The sequence below is a fragment of the Xanthobacter sp. NM-25 genome, from assembly GCF_022138605.1.
Taxonomy (GTDB): domain Bacteria; phylum Pseudomonadota; class Alphaproteobacteria; order Rhizobiales; family Xanthobacteraceae; genus Xanthobacter.
The window spans coordinates 435,193-457,670 of sequence record NZ_JACBFS010000004.1 but is presented as its reverse complement, the minus strand read 5'-3'; the positions used below and the strand labels follow the sequence as shown (position 1 = coordinate 457,670).

At 63.7% G+C, this 22,478-nt stretch carries 18 protein-coding genes and 1 pseudogene; 11 read left to right on the top strand and 8 right to left on the bottom strand.

What is annotated here, in order from left to right:
* Positions 1–455: 455 nt before the first annotated feature.
* Entirely contained in the window at positions 456–1,835 is a 1,380-nt protein-coding gene (locus tag MEU52_RS13830; RefSeq protein WP_238123036.1) for a tyrosine-type recombinase/integrase, read from the top strand.
* A 208-nt stretch (positions 1,836–2,043) separates the two neighbouring features.
* Here the strand turns inward: MEU52_RS13830 and MEU52_RS13825 are convergent, their stop codons facing one another.
* The 3 genes from MEU52_RS13825 to MEU52_RS13815 are packed head-to-tail and all read right to left on the bottom strand — an operon-like array spanning position 2,044 to position 7,033.
* Positions 2,044–5,220, bottom strand: coding sequence for an efflux RND transporter permease subunit (locus MEU52_RS13825; protein WP_183856791.1), 3,177 nt, complete (start codon positions 5,218–5,220; stop codon positions 2,044–2,046).
* Positions 5,217–6,629: an efflux RND transporter periplasmic adaptor subunit gene (locus MEU52_RS13820; protein ID WP_183856789.1), complete on the bottom strand. Its 1,413-nt coding sequence runs from the start codon at positions 6,627–6,629 to the stop codon at positions 5,217–5,219. Before MEU52_RS13820 ends, MEU52_RS13825 begins: the two co-directional genes overlap by 4 nt.
* On the bottom strand, positions 6,626–7,033 hold the full coding sequence (locus tag MEU52_RS13815; protein WP_183856989.1) for a FixH family protein: 408 nt from the start codon (positions 7,031–7,033) through the stop codon (positions 6,626–6,628). The genes MEU52_RS13820 and MEU52_RS13815 overlap by 4 nt, the downstream gene beginning before the upstream one ends.
* 180 nt (positions 7,034–7,213) lie before the next feature.
* Between MEU52_RS13815 and MEU52_RS13810 the strand changes: the two genes are divergently transcribed.
* Entirely contained in the window at positions 7,214–7,537 is a 324-nt protein-coding gene (locus tag MEU52_RS13810) for a hypothetical protein (RefSeq protein WP_183856787.1), read from the top strand.
* A 313-nt stretch (positions 7,538–7,850) separates the two neighbouring features.
* On the opposite strand, the gene MEU52_RS13805 is transcribed toward MEU52_RS13810, so the two are convergent.
* The 5 genes and pseudogenes from MEU52_RS13805 to MEU52_RS13785 form a co-directional block, all read right to left on the bottom strand.
* Positions 7,851–8,918: a helix-turn-helix domain-containing protein gene (locus MEU52_RS13805; protein WP_183856785.1), complete on the bottom strand. Its 1,068-nt coding sequence runs from the start codon at positions 8,916–8,918 to the stop codon at positions 7,851–7,853.
* Positions 8,919–8,921: 3 nt separating this feature from the next.
* Positions 8,922–9,563: a hypothetical protein gene (locus tag MEU52_RS13800; protein WP_183856777.1), complete on the bottom strand. Its 642-nt coding sequence runs from the start codon at positions 9,561–9,563 to the stop codon at positions 8,922–8,924.
* Between the two features lie 332 nt (positions 9,564–9,895).
* A complete protein-coding gene (locus MEU52_RS13795) occupies positions 9,896–11,392 on the bottom strand; it encodes a multicopper oxidase family protein (protein WP_183856775.1) in 1,497 nt (498 codons plus the stop codon).
* 101 nt (positions 11,393–11,493) lie between these two features.
* Positions 11,494–11,874 carry a hypothetical protein gene (locus MEU52_RS13790; protein ID WP_183856765.1) on the bottom strand — a complete coding sequence of 127 codons (381 nt, stop codon included), beginning with the start codon at positions 11,872–11,874 and terminating at the stop codon, positions 11,494–11,496.
* 151 nt (positions 11,875–12,025) lie between these two features.
* Positions 12,026–12,417, bottom strand: a pseudogene (locus tag MEU52_RS13785) (efflux RND transporter permease subunit); the annotation flags it as partial.
* 963 nt (positions 12,418–13,380) lie between these two features.
* On the opposite strand from MEU52_RS13785, the gene MEU52_RS13780 reads away from it, so the two are divergent.
* The 9 genes from MEU52_RS13780 (at position 13,381) to MEU52_RS13740 (ending at position 22,019) form a co-directional block, all read left to right on the top strand.
* Complete coding sequence (locus MEU52_RS13780; protein ID WP_183856763.1) at positions 13,381–13,599, top strand: hypothetical protein; 219 nt, start codon at positions 13,381–13,383, stop codon at positions 13,597–13,599.
* Positions 13,599–15,059, top strand: a complete 1,461-nt coding sequence (locus MEU52_RS13775) for a TolC family protein (protein WP_183856988.1) — start codon at positions 13,599–13,601, stop codon at positions 15,057–15,059. The genes MEU52_RS13780 and MEU52_RS13775 overlap by 1 nt, the downstream gene beginning before the upstream one ends.
* 19 nt (positions 15,060–15,078) lie before the next feature.
* Positions 15,079–16,476, top strand: a complete 1,398-nt coding sequence (locus MEU52_RS13770; protein WP_183856760.1) for a multicopper oxidase family protein — start codon at positions 15,079–15,081, stop codon at positions 16,474–16,476.
* Complete coding sequence (locus MEU52_RS13765; protein WP_210308508.1) at positions 16,463–16,960, top strand: cupredoxin domain-containing protein; 498 nt, start codon at positions 16,463–16,465, stop codon at positions 16,958–16,960. Before MEU52_RS13770 ends, MEU52_RS13765 begins: the two co-directional genes overlap by 14 nt.
* Positions 16,961–16,985: 25 nt before the next feature.
* Positions 16,986–17,270: a copper-binding protein gene (locus tag MEU52_RS13760; protein WP_183856758.1), complete on the top strand. Its 285-nt coding sequence runs from the start codon at positions 16,986–16,988 to the stop codon at positions 17,268–17,270.
* A gap of 56 nt (positions 17,271–17,326) precedes the next feature.
* Entirely contained in the window at positions 17,327–17,800 is a 474-nt protein-coding gene (locus MEU52_RS13755; RefSeq protein ID WP_183856756.1) for a DUF411 domain-containing protein, read from the top strand.
* A gap of 118 nt (positions 17,801–17,918) precedes the next feature.
* The gene (locus MEU52_RS13750) at positions 17,919–18,026 is read left to right on the top strand and encodes a hypothetical protein (protein WP_210308519.1); all 108 of its coding nucleotides are present in this window, start codon (positions 17,919–17,921) and stop codon (positions 18,024–18,026) included.
* Positions 18,027–18,369: 343 nt separating this feature from the next.
* Complete coding sequence (locus MEU52_RS13745; protein WP_238123034.1) at positions 18,370–20,472, top strand: heavy metal translocating P-type ATPase; 2,103 nt, start codon at positions 18,370–18,372, stop codon at positions 20,470–20,472.
* Positions 20,473–20,750: 278 nt separating this feature from the next.
* A complete protein-coding gene (locus MEU52_RS13740; RefSeq protein WP_183856754.1) occupies positions 20,751–22,019 on the top strand; it encodes an MgtC/SapB family protein in 1,269 nt (422 codons plus the stop codon).
* Positions 22,020–22,478 lie beyond the last annotated feature (459 nt).

Genomic DNA, 22,478 nt, shown 5'->3' with positions numbered 1-22,478 from the left:
TGCTTTTATGTGTCGGCATGGCGCAGCATCCGCAGCGACGGCGGCAGCTCAACGAGCGATTTGGCGTGCGGCGGTTGGGGGGATTGCAATCCGCCAAGCAGCCTCGTCACCCTGGCCGAACTCTCGTTGACCGTGGTGAGTGAAACCTGCCGTTCCTCTGGACTGCGACAGGGCAGTCCTTGGAGCGCGTCCCGCCTGCTGACCGGAGCAACCAAGCCACGGCTGGTCAGCACGAAACGCCCCGGAAGGCGCCTGCTATTGATCTGATTTTTTGAGAGAAACTGGAGCGGGCGAAGGGATTCGAACCCTCGACCCCAACCTTGGCAAAATTGGGGACAGGGTTTTCTGGGGTTTTCCTCAGTTGGACTGACTTGTAAAAGTCAATATTATTCAGTGAGTTATTGATACTCGCCTTTCTGACATGGTATGAGATTTTCCGTCAAGGTGGTCACCAGGTGGTCACCAATTTCGATGGTGTCGGCCGATCGAAAGGCACGGAAATGACGAAGGAAAATGCCGTAAGGCTTACAAAAAAGGTAGTCGATGGCATCGTCTCGAACGATGAGCGTCGTTTCGTTTGGGATAGTGAGCTATCCGGGTTTGGTGTCCGAGCAGACCCCAGCGGATCAAAGACGTTCATCATCAGATACCGCGCCAATGGCGGCGGGCGGAACGCTCCCAAGCGGTTTCAGACGGTCGGCCGCTATGGAAATTTGACCGTCGACGAGGCACGCAAGAAGGCGAAGATTCTGCTCGGCGCAGCCGCGAAAGGTGAGGATCCTGCCGGCGAGCTTCAGACAAAGCGTCGCGAAATGCTGATGGCCGAGCTGGTCGACCTTTATGACGAAGAAGGCTGCTTCGTTCAGCGCGGCATTCGGCAGGGCGAGCCCATGAAGCCCCGCACCAAGGCTTACACGATCGCGCGTCTACGACACCATGTTGTGCCGCTGCTCGGACGAAAGCGTGTGTCGGAGGTTGGCGCGGGCGAGATCGAACGCTTCGTGCGGGATGTGACCAACGGCAAGACCGCCAAGGATGAGAAAATCGGGTTCCGCAAACGCATCATCGTTCGCGGCGGCGAGGGAGCCGCACGGAAGGTCGTAAAGGATCTCTCCGCCGTTTTTAGCTTTGCTGTGCGGCGCAAGATCGTGTCTTCCAATCCTTGCGACATCGCTGCTGTGAAAAAAACCGACAACAGGCGCGATAGGTATTTGACGCTCGAGGAGATCGGCCGTCTCGGCAGGGCATTCGACGCGCTGGAACAGGAGGGCGTCAACGCCAAAGCATTGAACATTGCACGCCTGTGGGCATTGACCGGCTGTCGTCGCGACGAGATTGCCGCGCTGCGATGGAATGAGGTGAGTTTCGAGCACGGCCTTCTCGTTTTGGACGACAGCAAGACTGGAAAGTCCATTCGGCCGCTTGGCGCGGCTGCAATCGTGCTGCTGCGTGGCATGACAAGGAAGCCGGGTTCCGACTTCGTATTCCCGGCGGAACGGGGAGATGGCCATTTTCAGGGAACAAAGGGCGTTTGGACTAAGGTTGTCGCGAAAGCGGAACTACCTGGCGTTACCCCCCATACGCTGAGGCATACGATGGGGTCCACCGCCGTCTCCTATGGCGAGGGTTTGCCCCTGACAGGAGCCATCCTTGGCCATGCTAATGCACGCTCGACGGCTATCTACGCGCATGTGCAACATGATCCTTCGCGTCGTGCGGCTACTCGGATTTCGGGAAAGATTGCTGAGGCACTGGCGGGAAAGAACGAGACACCGGCTCAGAGCGGGCAATCGGGTGCATATGAACACCAGACCATAGAAAGTGAAGTTGCCTAGCCTGGTTGTCATGGCGCTTCTCCTTTCGCTGGCTGTTTCCTCGCGTCCAGCTTCCGATCGAAGCTGCGCATGACGCTCCTCACCGAAAGAAGACGTATTTCGTGAGGGCAGCGATCACCAGCACCAAGACGAGGATGCCGATCAGGCCGGCAAGGCCCATGCCCCATCCCATGGATCCCATCATGTCGTGCATCATTGGAACCTCCTCTCATTTGGCGGCAGCCTTGAGGCCGGCTGGCCCCTGTTCGATTGCCCTCTCGTCGGCGGTGACGGTCCGCGGCAACCGCCAGCCTTTGATCAGTCCATAGACAGCGGGGATCACGACCAGCGTCAGCACCGTCGACGACACCATGCCGCCTATCATCGGCACCGCAATGCGTTGCATCACTTCCGAGCCCGTGCCGGTGCTCCACAGGATCGGGACGAGCCCGGCCGTAATGGCGATGACCGTCATCATCTTCGGCCGGACGCGCTCTACAGCTCCGAGCATGATCGCCTGGTAGAGGTCGGTCCGGGTGAAAGGCCGCCCTTCCGCCACCCGCTCGGCCTTCAGCTCCGCCATCGCCTGTTCGAGATAGATCAGCATGATGACGCCGGTCTCGGCGGCGACGCCGGCAAGCGCGATGAAGCCGACCGCCACGGCAACAGACATGTTGAAGCCGAGCCACCACATCAGCCAGATGCCGCCGACCAGCGCGAAGGGCAGCGATAGCATGACGATGAGCGTTTCCGTCAGGGCCCGGAAGTTGAGGTAAAGCAGCAGGAAAATGACCAGCAGCGTCACCGGCACGACGATCTTCAGCCGCGCTTCGGCGCGCTGCAGATATTCGAACTGGCCGCTCCACGAGACGTAGGTTCCGGGCGGCAGCTTGACCTCGTTCGCCACCGCCGCTTGAGCCTCCGCGACATAGCCGCCAAGGTCGCGGCCGGCGATATCGACGAAGACATAGACCGCGAGCTGGCCGTTCTCGGTGCGGATCGAGGTCGCGCCGCGCGTCAGCTCGACCTTGGCGACTTCGCCGAGCGGCACCGTGCCGCCGCCCGGCAGCGGCACCTGCACGTCGCGGGCGATCGATTGCGGATCGCTCCGGAAGTCGCGCGGATAGCGGATGGTCACGCCATAGCGCTCGCGCCCCTCCACCGTGGTCGTCACCGTCTCGGCCCCGAGCGCGGTCGCGATCACGCTCTGGACGTCGCCGACGGCCAGGCCGTAGCGGCCGAGCGTTTCCCGGTCCGGCACGATGTCGAGATAGTAGCCGCCGATCACCCGCTCGGCATAGGCGCTGGACGTGCCCCGCACGGACCGCAGCACCCGCTCGATCTCGCGGGCACTCTGTTCCATCTGGCTGAGATCGGTGCCGAACACCTTGACGCCGACCGGCGTACGAATGCCGGTGGCAAGCATGTCGATGCGAGCGCGGATCGGCATCGTCCAGGCATTGGAGACACCTGGGAACTGCAACGCCTGGTCCATCTCGGCCTTCAGGCTGTCGATGGTGACGCCGGGCCGCCATTCGCTCTTCGGCTTCAGATTGATGATGGTCTCGAACATCTCGGTCGGGGCCGGATCGGTCGCGGTCAATGCTCGCCCCGCTTTGCCATAGACCGAGGCCACCTCCGGGAAGCTCTTGATGATCCGGTCCTGCACCTGCAGTAGCTCGGCGGCCTTGGTGATGGAGATACCCGGCAAGGTGGTCGGCATATACATCAACGTGCCTTCGTCGAGATTCGGCATGAACTCCGAACCGAGCTGGCGCGCCGGCCAGAGCGTCACCCCGAGCACGATGAGGGCGATGAGGATGGTGAGCGTCTTCGCCTTGAGCACGCCGCTTATGACCGGCCGGTAGACCCAGATCAGGAAGCGGTTGATCGGGTTCCTGTGCTCCGGGATGATCCGGCCGCGCACGAAGACGACCATCAAAGCCGGCACCAGCGTCACCGACAGAAGGGCCGAGGCTGCCATGGCGAAGGTCTTGGTGAAGGCGAGCGGGCCGAACATCCGGCCTTCCTGCGATTCCAGCGTGAAGATCGGCAGGAAGGAGACGGTGATGACGAGCAGGCTGAAGAACAGCGCCGGACCGACCTGGCTCGCCGCCTCGATCAGGATCTCGACCCGCGGCTTGTCCGGTGACGCGCGCTCCAGATGCTTGTGGGCGTTCTCGATCATCACGATGGCGGCGTCGATCATGGCGCCCACCGCGATGGCGATGCCGCCCAGGCTCATGATGTTGGAGCCGAGCCCGATCGCCTTCATCGCCGCGAACGCCATCAATATGCCGACCGGCAGCATCAGGATCGCGACCAACGCGCTGCGCAGATGCAGCAGGAACACCACGCAGACCAGCGCGACGATGATGCTCTCCTCGATCAGCGTCCCCTTCAGCGTCTCGATCGCCCGGTCGATCAATCCGGAGCGATCATAGACCGGGACGATCTCGGCGCCTTTCGGCAGGCTGGAGGCGATCTCGGCGAGCCGTGCCTTGACGTTCTCGATCACCGTCAACGCATTGGCGCCGAAGCGCTGCAGCACGATGCCGCTGGCGACTTCGCCCTCGCCATTGAGCTCGGTGATGCCGCGCCGCTCGTCCGGTCCGATCTCGACGCGGGCGACATCCTTCACCCGCAGCGACACGCCGCGGTCGGTCTTCAGCACCACGTTCTCGATATCGGCGACGCTGCGGAGATAGCCCCTGCCGCGCACCATGAACTCGAACTCGGAGAGCTCGACGGTGCGCCCGCCGACATCGGTGTTGCTCGCCTTTACGGCGTCGCGCACCTTGTCGAGCGGGATGCCCAGCGCCCGCAGCCGGTTCGGATCGACCACGATCGAATATTGCTTCACGAAGCCGCCGACGCTGGCGACCTCGGCAACGCCCTCCGCCTTGGAGGCGCCGAAGCGGATCACCCAATCCTGCAGCGAGCGCAGCTCGGCAAGCGTCATCTCCTTGGCGACGACGGCGTATTGGTAGATCCAGCCGACACCGGTCGCATCCGGCCCGAGGGTCGGGGTGACGCCCGCCGGCAGGCGCTGCGCGGCGGCGTTGAGATATTCCAGCACGCGGCTCCGTGCCCAATAAGGATCGGTGCCATCCTCGAAGATCACATAGACGAAGGAGACGCCGAAGAAGGAGAAGCCGCGCACCACCTTCGATTTCGGCACTGTCAGCATGGACGTGGTGAGCGGATAGGTGACCTGGTCCTCGACCACCTGCGGGGCCTGGCCGGGATAGTCGGTGTAGACGATCACCTGCACGTCGGAGAGGTCGGGGATGGCGTCGAGCGGCAGCGTCTTCAGTGCATAAAGCCCGGCAGCGACGGCGAAGGCCGTACCGACAAAAACCAGCACGAGGTTGCGGGCGGACCAGCCGATGAGGCGGGCGATCATGGCTGTGCCTTCGCAGGTGTCAGGCCGCGCAGCGCCGCCTTCAGATTACTCTCGGCGTCGATCAGGAAATTAGCCGCGACCACGACTCGGTCGCCCTCGGCGAGGCCGTCGCGGATCTCGGTGAAGCCTTCGCCGCGCAAGCCGATCTTCACCGCGCGCGGCTCGAACCGGCCTTCGCCGCGGTCGAGGATCACCACTTGCCTTGTGCCGGTGTCGATGACGGCGTCGTCCGGCACGGCGACGACTGGAGCGGCAGCGCCGGTGCCGATCTCTACCTCGGCGTACATGTTGGGCAGCAGCGCGCCGTCGGGATTGGCGATCTCGATCCGCACTTTTGTGGCCCGCGTGGCTTCGCCGACCTGCGGGTAGATCAGCGACACGCGGCCACTGAGGCTGCGTCCCGGTAGGCTCCGCACCCCTATCGTGACCGGCGCGCCAAGCCGAACGGCCCCAAGATCGAACTCCGGCACATCCGCCAGCACCCAAATGGTCGAGATGTCGGCAAGGCGGAACAGCACATCGCCCGGCGCCGCTTTCATACCGTCGACGACATTGCGTTCGAGCACGATGCCATCGCTCGGCGCCCGCCAGATCATCGACAGCGGCACCTTGCGGGTGCGCTCAATGTCGGCGATCGCCTCGGGCGGGAGGCCGAGATTCTCCAGGCGTTGGCGGGCGCCTCCGAGAGCGCTATCGCGGCCGCCGCTATTGAGATCGGTGAGGAGTTGGGCGCCGGCGGTGGCGATATCCGGCGCATAGATCCGGAGCAGCATCTGGCCCTTCGTCACCCGGTCGCCCGTGGTGACGTCCGCCACCTCGTTGATGAAAGCGTCGCTCCGCGTTGCAACCACGGAGACGCGCCGCTCGTCGAGCTGGACCATTCCCGGCACCCGCACCAGCCTGCCGACGACACGCCGCCCGACCAGCTCCGAACGCACGCCCGTCCGCTGCAGCTTGCCGAGCGAGACCTTCACGACCGTACCGTCGTCGTCCTCGCCCTCGTGGACGGGGATGTAGTCCATCCCCATCGAGTCCTTCTTCGGCACCGGCGAGGTATCCGGCAGACCCATTGGATTGCGGTAGTAGAGGACGCGCCGCGGGCTCGCCACCTCGGCCATCACTGGCGGCTTGTCCTCGAAGCTCACGTCCTCGCCGGCGCGAACGGCGCGGAATGCCCGGCCGTCCTCGGTCTGGCGCGGGGTCGCCGAATAGGCGGGCTTGCCGTCGGGATCCTGATAATAGATCACGGTTCCCGTGCCGGTCGGTTCGGCCACCGCCGGAATGCCTGCGGCATCGAACAACTCGCGAAGGCCGGGCGCGGGTAGACCCCGAACGCCGGCCCAATAGCCTCCGACCCCCGCCGCCGATATGGCGGCGAGGGCGAGGCCCGTAAGGGCGATCCGTTTCATGGCGTGGCCTTGAGGACCAGCTTGTTCTCGATCGTGCCGGTCTCACCCTGGATCTTGGCGCCGAGCGAAAGGCGCCAGCCGCCAGCCATCATCAGATTGGCCTTGAAGCGATAGACACCCGGCTCGGTCGACGGGAGAGCCTCGATCGGCGCTACCATCGTCTCCATGCCGTCAGGCGCCATGTCGATTCGGGTCGCGAAGATCACCGCGTCGGGAACCGCCTTGCCGGATCGTTTGTCGACGAGCCGGACAGCGACGATGGCGCCGTTGCCCTGCTTGATGTCCGTCTGAACGAGCCGGAACTCGTAGTCCGTGATGTCGGCACGCGCCGTCGAGAGGGCCGCCACGGAAAGCGCGGCCGCGAGCGCCGCCACAGCGGCGCGCTTCATAGAAGAAGTTGTCATGGTCTGAAAATCCCAGATTGATCGGAGCACCGTGCGCATGGCCCGGCGTTGCGCGGCCTACGGCCACGCGCTCTCGGCCGCCCGAGTCTCGCTGGGGCGGCACGAACCGGCGCGCAAACGCCGGCGATGTTCTAGGTTCGCGGAGGTCGAGCCGGAGGCTCTATCGAGAGTGCATCGCCCATGGCGTCACTGCCGGGGCGGATGGCATCGCCCTCGGCCCGCAGAACGAAAGCCAGGCTTGAGAGCATCGGCCCGACCGAGAAGCACTTGGCCATGCACAATGCCATCAATGGGCAGGTCTTCTGGCAGTCCGGAACGGCCGGCTTGTCTGGGCAGCATGGCATGTCGTCCGGCATCGCGGACATGGACATATCGGAGGCCGCCGCCATCGCGGGGCCGCTCACCGGCGCGGTGAACGGTCCGGCAATGAGCCCCACGATCGCAAGGATCGGGAGCAACCTGCGTAGCCAAGGGGCGACCTTCATGCAGCGCAACATGTCATAGGCGACGCATTTTGGGAACGCGAGCAGCGGTACGGAGTTGTCACAGGTTCGTGGCAGATGGACGTCACTGCCATTCTCAGGATGAGGACGTGCATCGCGAACGCACGCGGCCGGCGAAGAAAAGGCATCGGAACCGCCGTCGCCGGATCACATGTCGGGGATGGTCACACGGAGCGAAGCAGGATCCCCACCAGCGGTAGCCGCAAGCGCAAAGAGACCATGCCATACGAAGAGAGCTGGGAGCGTGGCCGCTCGACGGAATCCGCAACAGGTTCTTCGGCGAAGCGCCGCAACGGCGAAGCTACCGGGCTCAATCACGGAACTAGCCGGAGAGACGAACCACCGACGGATGGCGGATTCACATCGCCGGTAAGCCCAAACAGTAGATTGTCGAGTTCTGCCTCAGGGATATCCAAGCGGGCCGCAACGTGCCGGCGCGTCACGCCTTCCCGCCAAAGTTCGGTAAGGACACGCTGCCATATTGCAGATCGCTCCGGTGGAAGGCCGTCAGGCTCGTTGACGCCGAACCGCTTGTTTATCTGGATGCAGAATGTCCGGTAGTTCCAATCGGAGATCCGGCCGATCCGGTGGAGGCGATGCGCAAGCGCAGCGACGGATACGCCCCACCGCCTCTTTGCGAGCACCAATTGATCGAGGCTTCGGACGAATGGGATCGTCGCCACGACGTCGTCGTGAGGCATCAGGAACGACGATGCAAACGCATGTGCCTCGAGTTCGGCAGCGCGCCCTTGATTGGGACCACCATGCTTGTGCAAGACAAGGTGCGCCAGCTCATGAGCAGCGTCGAACCGACTGCGCTCCGTGGTCTTGAAGGTGTTGAGGAAGACATACGGCTCGCCATCGTGCCAACAGGAAAAGGCATCCACATTCTTCGTGTTCTCGGCCAGCGAGAAGACGCGGACGCCCTTCGTCTCAAGCAGCTTGATCATATGCGAGATCGGCCGTTCGCCGATCGCCCAATGCTGGCGCAGCGCACGTGCGGCTCCAGCGGGATCGCGTTCATGGCTGAGGTCGAGCAGGTCTGGCTGCGGCAGAACGAACCGTTCCCGCACCCAGGCTGACATCTCGAAGGCCAGTGAGCCAGCCGCGAGCGCCGCATCGCGCTCTCGCGCCGACATCGCCGTGAGGCTCCGGAAGCTGGCGGCATCAGCGCTGATCGGTGCCGCGTCGTCCCGGAAGAAGAACTCCCGCGGGAATCCCAGCGCGCGCACCAAGCCGTCGACCGTGTCTTCATCCGGAACCTGCTGCCCGTTGACGACACGCGACAGGGTGACCGGCGATATGCCGGCTTGCTCGGCGAGGGCCTTGGCGGTCAACCGCTGCCGCTTCCGCGCGAGCTCCATTCTGCCAATGTTGAACATGGCCTAGCGACGCAGAACAGCAGGCTCGAACTCGATGCCATCCGGACGATCGCTATCAAGGATGGCATCCGCCGGCCATTCACCACCACCGAGGATGAAGATGCGCTCGATAAAGCCCTCGAAATTGCCGCCGGAAATACCTGAAGGCAGCGACAGCTCGGCGCGGACATCATCACCTTGAACCGACACGCAGAAGAACCATACGCCGGTCCGGAGTTCCGCCAGCCCCTGATCCCGCACCGCTGACATCTCTTCCTCGGGGAACAGCCCGGCCTGTCCCACCGCAATGATACGGTCGGCGCCGGAGCCTTTCCCGGAAACCGCTTGCGGCTTGTGCAACTTGTCGGCGGCAAGGTCGACACTTTGATAGACCACCTTGAGGGGGCTATCCGGATGCTTGACGGATTCGACGTTGTTCTCGCGATAATTGACCCAGCCGATTGCCCGGAAAAGTTGCCGCACATATCGGGTGCCGTAGATGTAGGCGAGCAGCCCCTCCGCAGAAGCGGGATCATCGGCGATCGCGTCGGCACGCGCAGCGACCACGCCGCGCACGACCTCAAGCAGCGCCTGGCGCGTGACACCGAACTCGGCGAGGCGAGCATCGACTTCAGGATGATCGGCAAGCACACGAACCGCAGCCATCGAATCACTCCCACGATAATTTTCATCGCCTCATTTGTGGAGGAAAAAATTATCGCGCGCAACTGTCTTAGTTGGGTGGTTGGACCCGGGGGATGGCCGAAAGAGGGAGGCCGTCGAGAATATCATAATACCAGGCAGTCCTGGCTACAGCCGACGCCGATGCACGCGTTGAGCTGGTCGTTCACGAAAGATAGCGGCTTCAGGTACCGGCCCTCGCTGCACCACCTCCCGATGGGGGTGCAGCGGAGCGCGTTCGATCGCGGAGATCATCCCCGCGAAGGAGAGGGCGGCTAATGATCGTGATGATCGCGCCGGTGAACGGCTTCCCGGTTTCAGCCGACGCCCTCATAAGCGACGAACGTCATCATGCCGGTCGCCATGTGGTACAGGTGGTGGCAGTGGAGTGGCCAGCGTCCGGGATTGTCCGCGTCGAAGGCAACGGTCACGCGAGCCATCGGCGGGAGGAGAATAGTGTCGCGCAGCGCACCGCCGAGCGTCTTGCCGTTAACGCCGACCACCTGGAATGCGTGGCCGTGCAGATGCATCGGGTGAGCCATCATCGACATGTTCGTCAATGCGAGCTCAACGCGCTCTCCCCGCTTGATCCGTAGCGCGTCGCCTCCTCCGATACCCCAGCTATAGTCCGCCATATTGCCGGTGAGGGTGAGCGCGAAGCGGCGGTCGGCGGGACGCTGCGCGAGCGGTTCTATGGCGCGCAGCCTCTGCTCGAGGCCGAGCCCGAGCACGGGTCCCTTGGCCTCTCCGAGCTCCGGAATCTTGCCGACGACCGCGCCGGCGGATGCCAGGATGATTCCCGCTCGTTCGGCGCCACCCTCCCGAAGGGCGAGGATCGGATGCGACCCGCCCGCCTTCGGCAGCGCCAACCGGATATCCAAGCGCTGGCCCATGGAAATCGGGAAGGACCGGCCGGCGACCGGCTGAACGGCTTGGCCGTCGACCGCGATGAGTTCACCATCCAGACTTCCGGTATTGATGGTGAAGGCGGTCGCCGTCGCGCCATTTATGATCCGCAGGCGCACCCGGCCGCCCTTGTCGACGGCGACGACCTCGGGGTCGTCCAGCGTGCGGTCATTGGCGAGGTAGGCATCATAGTCGATATCGTTGAGGTCCATCGCCATGCCCGGCATGCTTTGCATCTGGCCCATCGCGCCGGAGGCCATCATGCCCGCCATTCCCTTCATCGCGTCGCTTTGGCCCATCGCGCCGTGATCCATCGGCATGGCGCCGGCGGAGCTTGCCTTGAGCTTGGCGAGCAGCTCCTCCGCGGGCGTGAACGAGAAATCATGCAGCAGGATCACCACCTCCTGCTCGTCCCGCTGCCGGTCGGCGGCGGTCCGCACGATCAGCGGCGCCGCCAGCAGATTCTGCTCCTGCAGCGTATGAGCGTGCATCCAGTGGGTGCCTCCGGTGCCGACCGGGAAGGTGTAGCGGCGCGTTTCGGAGGGTCCCAGAAGCGCAGCGGGATTGTCCGGCACGCCGTCCATCGTCCAGGGCGGTGTCAGGCCATGCCAATGGATCAGGGTCGGCTCACCAATCCGGTTGGAGAGCGCGACGTCGAAGCTGCTCCCGGCATCCAGCGCCAGGCCCAATGTGCCGTCGGTCTGGGCAAGCCCGAACACGCGCGCTGCCTTGCCATTGACCTCGATGGTCCGACTGACCACGCCGAGCGGGCGCGGTATGGCGTTTGACGCGGGCGGAGTGGCGTCGGGTGCCGTCTGCGCCCAGGCGTTGATTGGATGAAAGGCAGCTGAGGTGCCGAATACGGCCGCTCCGGCCATCATCCGGTTGAGAAAATGACGACGATTCATGGTGTGGGTCCTTGTTCCCTTGCCGGTAGCAGGCCGGCTGACTGATCATGCGAATGCGCATTGAGCGACCTGATGCCCACGGAGCATCAGGTCAGGTCCGATCAGGCACGGGTTCGGGGAGGACCGAGGGTGGGTGGAAACGCCACGCCGGTGACGATCTCGTCACGCTGTGCGTAACGCGCAGTGAGCACGATGCGCTGCGGGACAGTCGCATCTGGCGCGGCAAGGGCCACAACACAGGATGCGCATACGCTGCTGCAACAGAGCGCATGGTCGACGGCGTGAAAATGACCTTGGAGACCATCGCCGCTGATGACGGCCCGAAGCTGCCCGCTTTCCACGACGGTTGTTTGCTCGTGGCGAACAAGGTCATGACACGGCATGGCCTGTGCGCTGGCGACAGGGGCAACGAGCAGCGCGATCGCGACCAGAAAGGCCAGCAACGCTCTCATCCATCCGATCGTCTGCAACCCGACGCTCATGCCTGACCCCTGCCTCCTCAAGAAGGCACCCTCCGCACAATTCCACCTTGATCCACATCAATGGCCTCTGTGAGGTGTTCTCGCGTCACGAGAACGTGTCCCTTCGCGAGGCCTTTGGGCTGGGGCCGCCGATTCTGTCCCGGCGCATGTCTCATTCGGCCGCGAGTTGGCCGGCAACAGACTCCGACCTCACCGCCGCAGCGTTCGACGCCAGCCCCCATCCCTTGACTAGGCCGTAGATCGCCGGAATGACGATCAGCGTCAGCAGGGTCGAGAAACCATGCCGCGGATCATCGGCACGGCGATCCGCTGCATGATCTCGGAGCCGGCTCCTGTGCTCCACAGGATCGGGATCAGGCCCGCCATGATGGCAACCACGGTCATCATCTTGGGCCGCACGCGCTCGACGGCGCCCTCCATGATGGCGTGATGGAGGTCGGCGCGCGTCAGGCTCCGGCCTGTTGCCGTGATCTTCGTGCCAACTTCGTTCCAAACGCGGTCGAGGTAGATCAGCATGACCCCGCTGGTTTCCGCCGTCATACCCCCGTTGTTATGTCGCTACCGGCAGGTGCGGCGACGGGGCGGCGATCGCCAGGATTGAGAGCAGTCGAAAAAGCCAAGACTGGATCGTCATATCCTAAATCTCACAATATCTTGATCGGTGGAAGAGCATCGCGTTCACGTTCTTGGCAGAGTCGGCAGCAATGACGGCCGTCGTCACGTCAAAGTCACGTGGAAAGTTGTTTCTTCATCCTGAGCCGTCTAACACGTCGTATTCACGGGCTGACGTTCCACAGCGGAAGCCTTGCGGGGAAAATTGGTGCGACTGCCGAACACCAGCCTCGGGGTTTTTTCATATGAGGCCAAATTGGTCCTTGCCATTTCGCGGCGTCACCCGTAGTTTGCAATGCGATATGATGCCTTCGCTTCGCTCATTCGTGATTCTTCTGACCGTGCTCGCCTTTTCGGTGGCAAGCACGGGTTGGGGCATTGCGAGCGGCTTGATGGCGTCGAGCGGTGGGAAAGGGCACCACGCGCCGATCGAAGCCAGCCATTCTAGCGGATCGCATGAGCACGGCGACAGCGACTTGGCCCAGAATTCCGCTTGTCTGGAAGCGGACGGCCCAGCCTGCGCTGCTAAGCATCAACACAGCGACACATCGAGTTCCTGCTGCGCTATGGCCTGCCACACTGCAATTCCGGCTAGCGCATGCGCCATGGTCGTTATCGCCTTCGAGCGGACCATCGATCATCCGTCGCTTGAGGCGGGTGTAAAGGGATCGTCCGCGACGCGCCTTGAACGCCCGCCGAGATCCGCCGACGTCTGATCGTCGGCCGACTCCCTTCACGACCTCTGATCGCTGACGGACAAGATCCGTCTCCGTTTCTGTCTTCGGGTTTCTGCCGACGGCTTTTGCTGCTGCGTCTCCGCAGCCGCTGAAGATCGCTGTTCGATGCCGCGCGGCCATGCCGCTCGGGCCGACTGGGCCGATTCCGAGGATCTCCATGAAACCTGTCTTCCTGACGGCCTTCGCCGTCGTCCTGTCCGCATGTTCCGGACCACCTTTGATTGAGGTGGGTCCCAGCCCGTCCGACGCGAGTTCGAGCGTGAAGCCATTGCGCTACGCGCCCGTCACCGCGGGAACGGTCGACTACCGTCCGGTCGATCCGAAACCCTGGATTGAACGCAATGAGCGCGTCGCTCCCAAGACGGGGGGCGAATGATGGTGCTCACAATCGACAGCCAGGCGAAGCCTCTTCCTGCACCGCCTTGGAGGCGGCTCGTCGCGATCGGCGCCGTCGCCGCGACGCTGGGTGGCTGCGTAACATTCACGCCGGATGGTGGCATGAGCCCGGTGTCGGCGGAGGTCTCGGCCGCGATCGGCAAGGACACCGTGAAGATCGCATCATCGGCCGAGGCGTCAGCGGTCCAAAGCCGCGTCAATGCGCTCTTGACCAAACCCCTGACCGCGGACGGCGCCGTTCAGCTCGCGCTCATCAACAACCGGGGTCTTCAGGCCGAGTACAATGCGCTCGGCATTTCCGAGGCCGCCTTCGTCGAGGCCAGCCTGCCGCCCAATCCGGTCATCGGGGTCGAGCGACTCTCCACCGGCGGCTCGCTGGATATCGAACGTCGCGTGATCGCCAATATCCTGGCGCTCCTGACACTTCCGGCCCGCAGCGATATCGCCAGGACGCAGTTCGAAGCCGCTCGACAGAAGGCGATCGAGGCAACCTTCCGCACCGCCGCGGAGACACGCCGTGCCTACTACCGCGCCGTGGCTTCGCGGCAGACGGCGTCGTTCCTCGAACAGGCGCGGGTCTCGGCCGACGCAGCCGCCGACCTCACGCGCAAGCTCGGAGAGACCGGCGCCGCGAAGAAACTCGACCAGGCCCGAGCAAGTGCCTTCTACGCCGAGGTGTCCAACGAGCTTGCCCAGGCTCGATTGAGGGTCGGCACGGATCGCGAGGCGCTGACCCGCATGCTCGGCCTGTGGGGGCCCGACGTCGACTACAGATTGCCGGGGCAACTCCCGGGCATGCCCCGCATCCAGACGGCACAACAGGTCGAAGTCGATGCCATTCGAAAGCGGGTCGATCTCATCGCGGCACGCCTCGAGCTCGACGCCATGGCCAAGACCCTTGGGCTGACCGAGGCGACGCGGTTCATCTCCATGCTCGATGGTGGCTGGCGCGGCAACTACGAGCGATCAACCGTGGACGGCGTGCGGGAGAGCTCGTCCCCGCGCGGCTTCGAACTTGAAATCCAGATCCCGATCTTCGACGGCGGCGAAGTCAATGTGCGCCGATCGCAGGAGACTTACATGCAGGCGGTCAACCGCCTGATGGAGAAAGCAGTGAACGTGCGCTCGGAAGCGCGCGCGGCCTATCTCACCTATCGCGGCAGCTACGACATTGCCCGCCAGTATCAGAACAGCATTCTGCCGCTGCGCCGGACGATCAACGAGCAGGCCCTGCTCGAATACAACGGCATGCTGATCGACGTCTTCGAGCTTCTGACGACGGCGCGGGAAAGCATCGCCACCAACGTCGCGGCAATCGCCGCCAAGCGCGACTTCTTCATCGCCACCGTGGACTTCGAGACCGCGATCATCGGCGGAGGCAGCTCAGCCGGTTCGGCCGAGGGCTCCGTCGTAACCGCGGCCGCCGAAGGCGGGAACTGACCGGAAAAGGGAGACCATCATGACGATCTCACGTCGAAATTTCCTCGGCGCCTCCGGTGGCATGGCGCTGATCAGCGCAAGCGCGGTCTCAGGCCGCGCCCAGGCGGCTGCGATCCCCGAAGCCGCAACCATGAAGGAATCGGTCATGCAGCCACCGCTCGTTCCGACGAGCGGGCCGGACTATCAGCCCGTCGTCACGCTCAACGGCTGGACCCTGCCGTGGCGCATGAACGGCGACTGGAAGGAATTCCATCTCGTCGCCGAGCCGGTGGTGCGCGAGTTCTCGCCCGGCATGGTCGGCCACCTGTGGGGCTATAACGGCCAGTCGCCAGGACCGACCATCGAGGCGGTCGAGGGCGACAAGGTCCGCATCTTCGTCACCAACAAGCTGCCGGAGCACACCACCATCCATTGGCACGGGCAGTTGCTGCCCTGCGGCATGGACGGGGTCGGCGGGCTGACCCAACCGCACATCAGGCCAGGCAAGACCTTCGTCTACGAATTCCAGCTCCAGAAGAGCGGCACGTTCATGTACCACCCCCATGCCGACGAGATGGTCCAGATGGCCATGGGCATGATGGGCTTCTTTGTGGTGCATCCGAAGGACCCCGCCTTCCGGCGCGTCGACCGCGACTTCGTGTTCCTGATGGCGGCCTACGACATCGATCCCGGCACCTATGTGCCGAAGGTCGCCGAGATGACCGACTTCAACATGTGGACCTGGAACAGCCGGGTTTTCCCCGGCATCGACCACATCGTCGCCGGCAAAGGTGAGAAAGTCCGCATCCGGTTCGGTAATCTCACCATGACGAACCACCCCATCCACATGCACGGCTACGACTTCAAGGTGTCGTGCACGGACGGCGGCTGGGTGCCGGAGGCGGCGGCCTGGCCGGAGGTCACCATCGATTGCGCCGTCGGACAGATGCGCGCTTTCGATTTCGTCGCCGACAAGCCCGGCGATTGGGCGATCCACTGCCACAAGTCGCACCACACCATGAACGCCATGGGTCACGACGTGCGCAACTTCATCGGCGTCGACAAGAAGGAGTTTGCCAAGAAGGTCCGCAAGCTGGTGCCGGACTACATGCCGATGGGCACCGCCGGCATGGCCGACATGGGCGAGATGGAAATGCCGCTGCCCGACAACACCCTGCCGATGATGACGGGCTTCGCCCAGTTCGGGGCGGTCGAGATGGGCGGCATGTTCTCGGTCGTCAAGGTGCGCGAGGGGCTCGCATCCGGCGACTACAAGGATCCGGGCTGGTTCAAGCACCCGGAAGGGACGGTCGCCTTCGAGTGGAAGGGCGAACCGAAAAAAGCCGAACGCAAGCCTCCCGCCGCGTTCGACAAGACGAAAACTGCCGAGTTCACCGTCGTGAAACCCGGCAAAAAATCCCCCCATGGCAATCATTGAGAAGGATTTCTACGTGCAACCACGATTCCTGATCGCCGCGCTTGCGGCCCTTACTCTGTCGACCGCAGCGCTGGCCGACGCTGGTCATTCCCACGGGGATGACCGGGCCTATGGCGAACCCGGAGATCCCAAGAAACCAGCACGCACCATCCAAATCACCATGCGCGAAGCGGACGGGAAGATGGTGTTCATCCCGAACAAGATCGACATCCGCAAGGGCGAGCAGGTCAAGTTCGCCATCCGCAACAATGGTGAGCTCGATCACGAGATCGTCGTCGGCACGCTCGACGAAAACCTCAAGCACATGGCCGAGATGATGAAGAACCCGGACATGGAGCATGACGATCCCAACGCCAAGCGCCTGGCCCCGAAGAAGACCGGCGACATCGTCTGGAAATTCACCAAGGCCGGGGAGTTCGACTTCTCCTGCCTCATCCCCGGTCATCGGGAAGCCGGGATGTCCGGCACCATCATCGTCAAGTAGTTGCACCGAACAAAGGAGCATAGACATGCGCAAACTGATGATAGCAGCAGCGATCTCCGCGTTCTCGACCGTCGCCTTGGCGCAAACCGCGCCGGTCGACGGGCAGATCACCAAGATCGACCAGGCCCAAGGCAAGGTCACGCTCAAGCATGGGCCGATCAAGAACCTCGACATGGACGGCATGACGATGGTGTTCGCCGTCGCCGACCCGGCCATGCTGAAAGCGGTCAAGGTGGGCGACAAGGTGAAGTTCGAGGCCGATCGGGTGAGCGGCCGACTGACGGTCACCAAGATCGACAAGTCGAAGTAACATCTCGTTGTCTCGGGGAGCGCCGCAGCGCTCCCCGTCCGCCGGAGGATTGCCCGATGAACATGGACCGCAGACGCATGCTCCTGCTCGCGGGCGCGACACTGTTCGCGCCGGCGGCTGCCAGGGCCGCTGGCCAACCTCTGGTCACGGTCTACAAGGACCCGTCCTGCAGCTGCTGCAGCGCTTGGGCCGACCACATCGCGAAGGCCGGCTTTCCCACGAAGATCGTCGAGGAGCCGAGGATCAACGCGATCAAAGTTCGCTTTGGGATTCCGTCGGCGCTCTGGTCCTGCCACACGGCCGAGGTCGAGAACTTCCTTCTCGAGGGCCACGTTCCGGCCGCGGCTTTGGCCCGGCTCTTGGCTGCCCGGCCGTCCGTGCGCGGAGTTGCTGTTGCCGGCATGCCGGTGGGATCACCCGGCATGGACGTCGCCGGAATGGAACCCGAGACCTACGACGTGATGGCTTTTGGTTCCGAACCGCCGAGCGTGTTCATGCGCTTCCGCGGCGCCAGCCCGATTCCAAGTTGAGCGCACAGCCATGGACGAACGATCGGAGAGCATTCGGAAGGCGCTGCCGATTAGTGGCATTGTCGCGATGTATGTGGACAGCACGGCCTTCGCCCCAATCCATTGAGTTCTCACATGGCTGCTGCTCGCCGTCACGGTCGTTCATGTGAGCGCTGCCCTCTGGCATCATTTCGTCCAGCGCGACGAGGTTCTTCGTCGAATGGTCGTCGGCATGAAAAGAACGTGACCAGACGAATTTGCCTAGCGCACGCATGGAAGCGTGGGGCGAACTCTCTGTCCGAGAGCCGGCTTGTCTTCCCGAAATCGCTGGCCGCACGAGCTTTCACGATTCGGCCCGGCAAGCCGTGCCTGCTCGGCCGTTGGTGCACGACGCCAAATTGAGCTTCATCCATGACCTCTTGGCCCATCGGCGAACTTAACCTCGATCAAAGACATGCCTTGAGCAACCGGCGACCAAACAGGCGCGGCATGAAAGTGCGCCCACGTTGGGGGTGCGCAGGCCGAACTTCATCGATTCCGTAAGCACCACAATCTCCCGAAGGCCGCAACAAACAGCAGGATTGCGTAGAATGACCTCCGACCGGCCACATGCCCACGATCACAACGGTCATGCCGATCATGCTGGCAGCCTGCGGCAGGATGATCGTCACACCGATCCCACGATCGTGGCGGCAGCCGGTTCCAGTCATTCCGAGCATGCCGGGCATGATCATGGCGCGATGGTCGCCGACTTTCGGCGCCGTTTCTGGGTCACGCTCGTTCTCACGCCTCCGGTCTTGCTTCTGTCGCCGATGATCCAGCATTGGTTTGGCATCGCCGAGAAAATGGCATTTCCGGGCGACAGCATCGTCCTATTCGCGCTCTCGACCATCGCCTACGTCTATGGCGGGTGGCCATTCCTCACCGGTTTCACGTCCGAGCTGCGCAAGGGGCAGCCCGGGATGATGACCCTGATCGCCCTGGCGATCTCGGCGGCCTACTTCTTCTCGGCCGCCACCACTTTCGGCTTTCCGGGAGAGCCGTTCTATTGGGAACTCGTGACCTTGGTCGCGATCATGCTTCTCGGCCACTGGGTCGAGATGCGCTCCGTGATGGGTGCCTCGCGGGCGCTCGAGGAACTGGTCCGGCTGCTGCCCGATAGCGCTACGAAGATCGGCGCCGACGGCTCGATGCAAGAGGTTCCCATCTTCGCATTGCAGCCGGGGGATCGGGTTCTCGTACGCCCGGGCGCCAAGGTGCCCGTGGACGGGAAGATCATTGAGGGGTCATCCGGCTTCAACGAGGCGATGTTGACCGGCGAATCCCGCCCGGTTTCCAAGACGGTCGGCGCCACCGCCATTGGCGGCGCGATCAACGGCGCCAATGCCGTGACCATCGAGGTGACCGCTACGGGCGACGCTACCTATCTCGCCCAAGTCATCGATCTCGTGAAGAAGGCGCAGGCGACGCGCTCCAGAACGCAGGACATCGCCAACCGCGCCGCCTCATGGCTCACCTATATCGCTCTCGCCGTCGGCTTCGGCACGCTCTTCGTCTGGTGGCTGGTTCTCGGAGAGTCGCTCGAGTTCGCGCTTGAGCGCATGGTGACGGTTATGGTGGTCGCGTGCCCACATGCGCTCGGGCTTGCCGTTCCGCTCGTCGTCGCCGTCAGCACCTCGCTCAGCGCTGGGAACGGACTTCTGATCCGTGACCGCGCGGCCTTCGAACGCGCGCGCAATCTGAACGCTGTGGTCTTCGACAAGACCGGCACGTTGACGGAAGGCCGGTTTGGCGTCAGCGACATCGTGCTGCTCGCCGGCGGTGACGAGAACGAGGAACTCGCCCTCGCCGCAGCGGCCGAGAGCCAGTCCGAGCATCCGATCGCCCACGGCATCGTAGCCGAGGCGAGAGTTCGCAACTTGACCATCCCGAAGGCCAGCGAGGTCAGCAACATCACCGGCGAGGGCATCGTCGCAAAGGTCGATGGCGCCGACATCCGTATCGTGAGCCCCGGCCATCTCGCAAGGCAGGGCAAGGCGATCGGCCGCGATCGGCTCGACCAACTGGAAGCTCAGGGCAAGACGGTGGTCATCCTCGTCCGCGATGGCGAGCCGCGCGCCCTGTTCGCGCTGGCCGACATCGTCCGGCCGGAATCGAAGGCGGCCATCGCCGAACTGAAGTCGCTCGGCATCGACTCCGTGATGCTCACCGGCGACGCCACGGGGGTCGCGCAAGCGGTGTCGGAGGAACTTGGCATAGCCGAGTATTTCGCCGAGGTGCTGCCGAATCAGAAATCCGAGAAGATCGTGGAGTTGCAGGCGCGCGGACTGCAGGTTGCCATGGTTGGCGACGGCGTGAATGACGCGCCAGCGCTGGTTGTGGCCGATCTCGGGATCGCCATTGGCGCCGGCACCGACGTCGCGGTGGAATCCGCCGATGTCGTCTTGGTCAGGAGCGACCCGCGCGATGTAGCCGCGATCCTCGGCCTGTCACGCGCTACCTATCGCAAGATGGTGCAGAACCTGATCTGGGCGACCGGCTACAATGCAATCGCCATCCCGATGGCGGCTGGCATCACCTTCGGAACGGGCTTCCTGATGACCCCGGCCGTCGCCGCTGTCTTCATGTCCGCCAGCACCGTTATCGTCGCCATCAACGCGCAGTTCCTGCGTTTCTACAGGCGGCACAAATGAGGATGCGGCGCGGGATGTTTCGCTCGCTGCGGCGTGTATCTCCAAGGTTCCTATCGCCTCTACGCAGTCATTGGCACCGCCGCGACCAAGCTGAAATTCAGCTTTGCTACGCTCCCTAGCGTGTTGAACGCAATGTGCAGGGCCACGGATTCTCACGTGGATCGCGGCAGCGCTTTGGCATTCATTCCATCGGTGCGACAAGCTACTGCTCCGGATGAACGGGCAGAAATCCTGATCAGCTATGCAGATCGGGTGACTTATCCATCATGGACCAAGCCATGGACGTCTTGATCTTGCAACTCGGCCTGTCGCTTGCCATCGGCTTGCTCGTCGGCCTGGAGCGTGGATGGCGTGAGCGCGACACACCGGAGGGCGGGCGCGCGGCGGGCATCCGGACATACGGCATTTCCGGACTGCTCGGCGGCGCGACGGCAGCTCTCGGCGTCCGCCTCGACGCCCCCTCCATCCTGATCGCCGGCTTCCTCGCCTTCACCGCGGTCTTCGCCTGGTACAAGGCGCGCGAATCCCTCCACGACGAGGATTACAGCGTGACCGGCACCATCGCCGCGCTGGGTGTGTTCGCCCTGGGTGCGCTTGCCGTCGTCGGGGATCAACGCGCCGCCGCCGCCGGCGGGGCCGCGCTCGCCGCCGTTCTCGCCAGTCGCGAGCTTCTGCACGGGCTTCTCAGGCGAATTTCCTGGATCGAGCTTCGTTCGGCTCTGGTGCTCGCGGTGATGACGGCGATCATCCTGCCGCTGCTGCCCGATCGAGCGGTCGATCCCTGGGGCGGCTTCAATCCCCGGCAGGTATGGTTCTTCACCGTGCTGACGGCGGCGATCTCCTTCCTCGGCTACATCGCGGTGCGGGTTCTCGGCACCACCCGGGGTGTTCTGGTCAGCGGTCTTGCCGGGGCCGTCATCTCGTCCACCGCGGTAACCCTGTCGCTGGCGCGGACCGCCAGGACGGGAGGGGATCCCTGGCCGTTGGCGGGTGCCGCGATCCTTGCGGCGGGCGTATCCGCGATCCGGGTTACCGCAATCGTCGCCATCATCGCGCCGGCGGTGCTGGGCGTCGCGGGTCTGGCCATCCTGGCCGCATTCGCCGGCTTTGCGGCCTGCGGCAGTCTCATCCTGCTGTCGCGCCACACCGTCTCGGGTGAAGATGCGCAATCGCCGCGCAACCCCTTCGAGGTGGGGCCGCTGATCCTGTTCGCGGTGCTCTTCGCAGTCGTCTCCACCGTGAGCGCCGCCCTTTCGGTCGGAAGCAGCGGCGGGATGGTGGCGACCTCTGCCATCTCGGGACTATTCGACGTCGACATCGCGGTGCTCAGCGCGCTGCGGTTGCTCGGGCAGTCGGCAACCGTTGAGGCGGTCGGACATGCCGTCCTTCTGGCGCTCGCCACGAATGCCATTGGCCGCCTGTCCATCGCTGCCGCCGCGGGACCGGTTCGTTTCTGGCTCCCGCTGGCGGGCGCCACGGTGGCGGCAATAGCGCTCGGCTATGCCGCCTTTGCGACGCTGCCGCATTTTGAGTGGCCGGTTCCGTGAGCCCAGGTCGAGTCTTGATCCGAGCGACATAGCCCGGCGCCAGAGGGTTTCCCTGTTCCAACCGCCGCGTATCGCAGCGATGCAAGTCGAAATGCGGCCAAGTGAGACAACCGGAATGTTGAGTCCAAGGGGGAGCATCTAGTACGACAACAATGGGCGCCCCAATGACGACGGACCTTAATCGAGGTTAAAGATGCCTGCCCGGACCAGCGCCTACTCTGGAAAATGACGAAATGGGAGGGCATGGGCGGCATAGGGTGAAAGCGCCCGCAAAGCCGCCCTCGATCGTCATGCCCCGAAAGCTGGAGCCATCGGAATGAGCAACACCTCCGTCCACCACACCAAGGCGACCCCTGAGCCTTCGGTTTCGAATGCGTCGTCCTGCTGTGGCGGGGACCATACCGGCACGGAAGCCTCGGAGAAGGCGAATGCCCCTGGCTCCCGCGGGAATCACGGAAG

Bases quoted from the DNA above. Each gene is read 5' to 3' on its own strand.
- MEU52_RS13810 (WP_183856787.1), top strand. From the start codon at position 7,214: ATGGCGTCACTGCCGGGGCGGATGGCATCGCCCTCGGCCCGCAGAACG.
- MEU52_RS13780 (WP_183856763.1), top strand. From the start codon at position 13,381: ATGAAACCTGTCTTCCTGACGGCCTTCGCCGTCGTCCTGTCCGCATGT.
- MEU52_RS13790 (WP_183856765.1), bottom strand. From the start codon at position 11,874: ATGAGCGTCGGGTTGCAGACGATCGGATGGATGAGAGCGTTGCTGGCC.
- MEU52_RS13815 (WP_183856989.1), bottom strand. From the start codon at position 7,033: ATGACAACTTCTTCTATGAAGCGCGCCGCTGTGGCGGCGCTCGCGGCC.
- MEU52_RS13775 (WP_183856988.1), top strand. From the start codon at position 13,599: ATGGTGCTCACAATCGACAGCCAGGCGAAGCCTCTTCCTGCACCGCCT.
- MEU52_RS13795 (WP_183856775.1), bottom strand. From the start codon at position 11,392: ATGAATCGTCGTCATTTTCTCAACCGGATGATGGCCGGAGCGGCCGTA.
- MEU52_RS13755 (WP_183856756.1), top strand. From the start codon at position 17,327: ATGAACATGGACCGCAGACGCATGCTCCTGCTCGCGGGCGCGACACTG.
- MEU52_RS13745 (WP_238123034.1), top strand. From the start codon at position 18,370: ATGACCTCCGACCGGCCACATGCCCACGATCACAACGGTCATGCCGAT.
- MEU52_RS13770 (WP_183856760.1), top strand. From the start codon at position 15,079: ATGACGATCTCACGTCGAAATTTCCTCGGCGCCTCCGGTGGCATGGCG.
- MEU52_RS13825 (WP_183856791.1), bottom strand. From the start codon at position 5,220: ATGATCGCCCGCCTCATCGGCTGGTCCGCCCGCAACCTCGTGCTGGTT.
- MEU52_RS13740 (WP_183856754.1), top strand. From the start codon at position 20,751: ATGGACGTCTTGATCTTGCAACTCGGCCTGTCGCTTGCCATCGGCTTG.
- MEU52_RS13760 (WP_183856758.1), top strand. From the start codon at position 16,986: ATGCGCAAACTGATGATAGCAGCAGCGATCTCCGCGTTCTCGACCGTC.
- MEU52_RS13765 (WP_210308508.1), top strand. From the start codon at position 16,463: ATGGCAATCATTGAGAAGGATTTCTACGTGCAACCACGATTCCTGATC.
- MEU52_RS13800 (WP_183856777.1), bottom strand. From the start codon at position 9,563: ATGGCTGCGGTTCGTGTGCTTGCCGATCATCCTGAAGTCGATGCTCGC.
- MEU52_RS13820 (WP_183856789.1), bottom strand. From the start codon at position 6,629: ATGAAACGGATCGCCCTTACGGGCCTCGCCCTCGCCGCCATATCGGCG.
- MEU52_RS13805 (WP_183856785.1), bottom strand. From the start codon at position 8,918: ATGTTCAACATTGGCAGAATGGAGCTCGCGCGGAAGCGGCAGCGGTTG.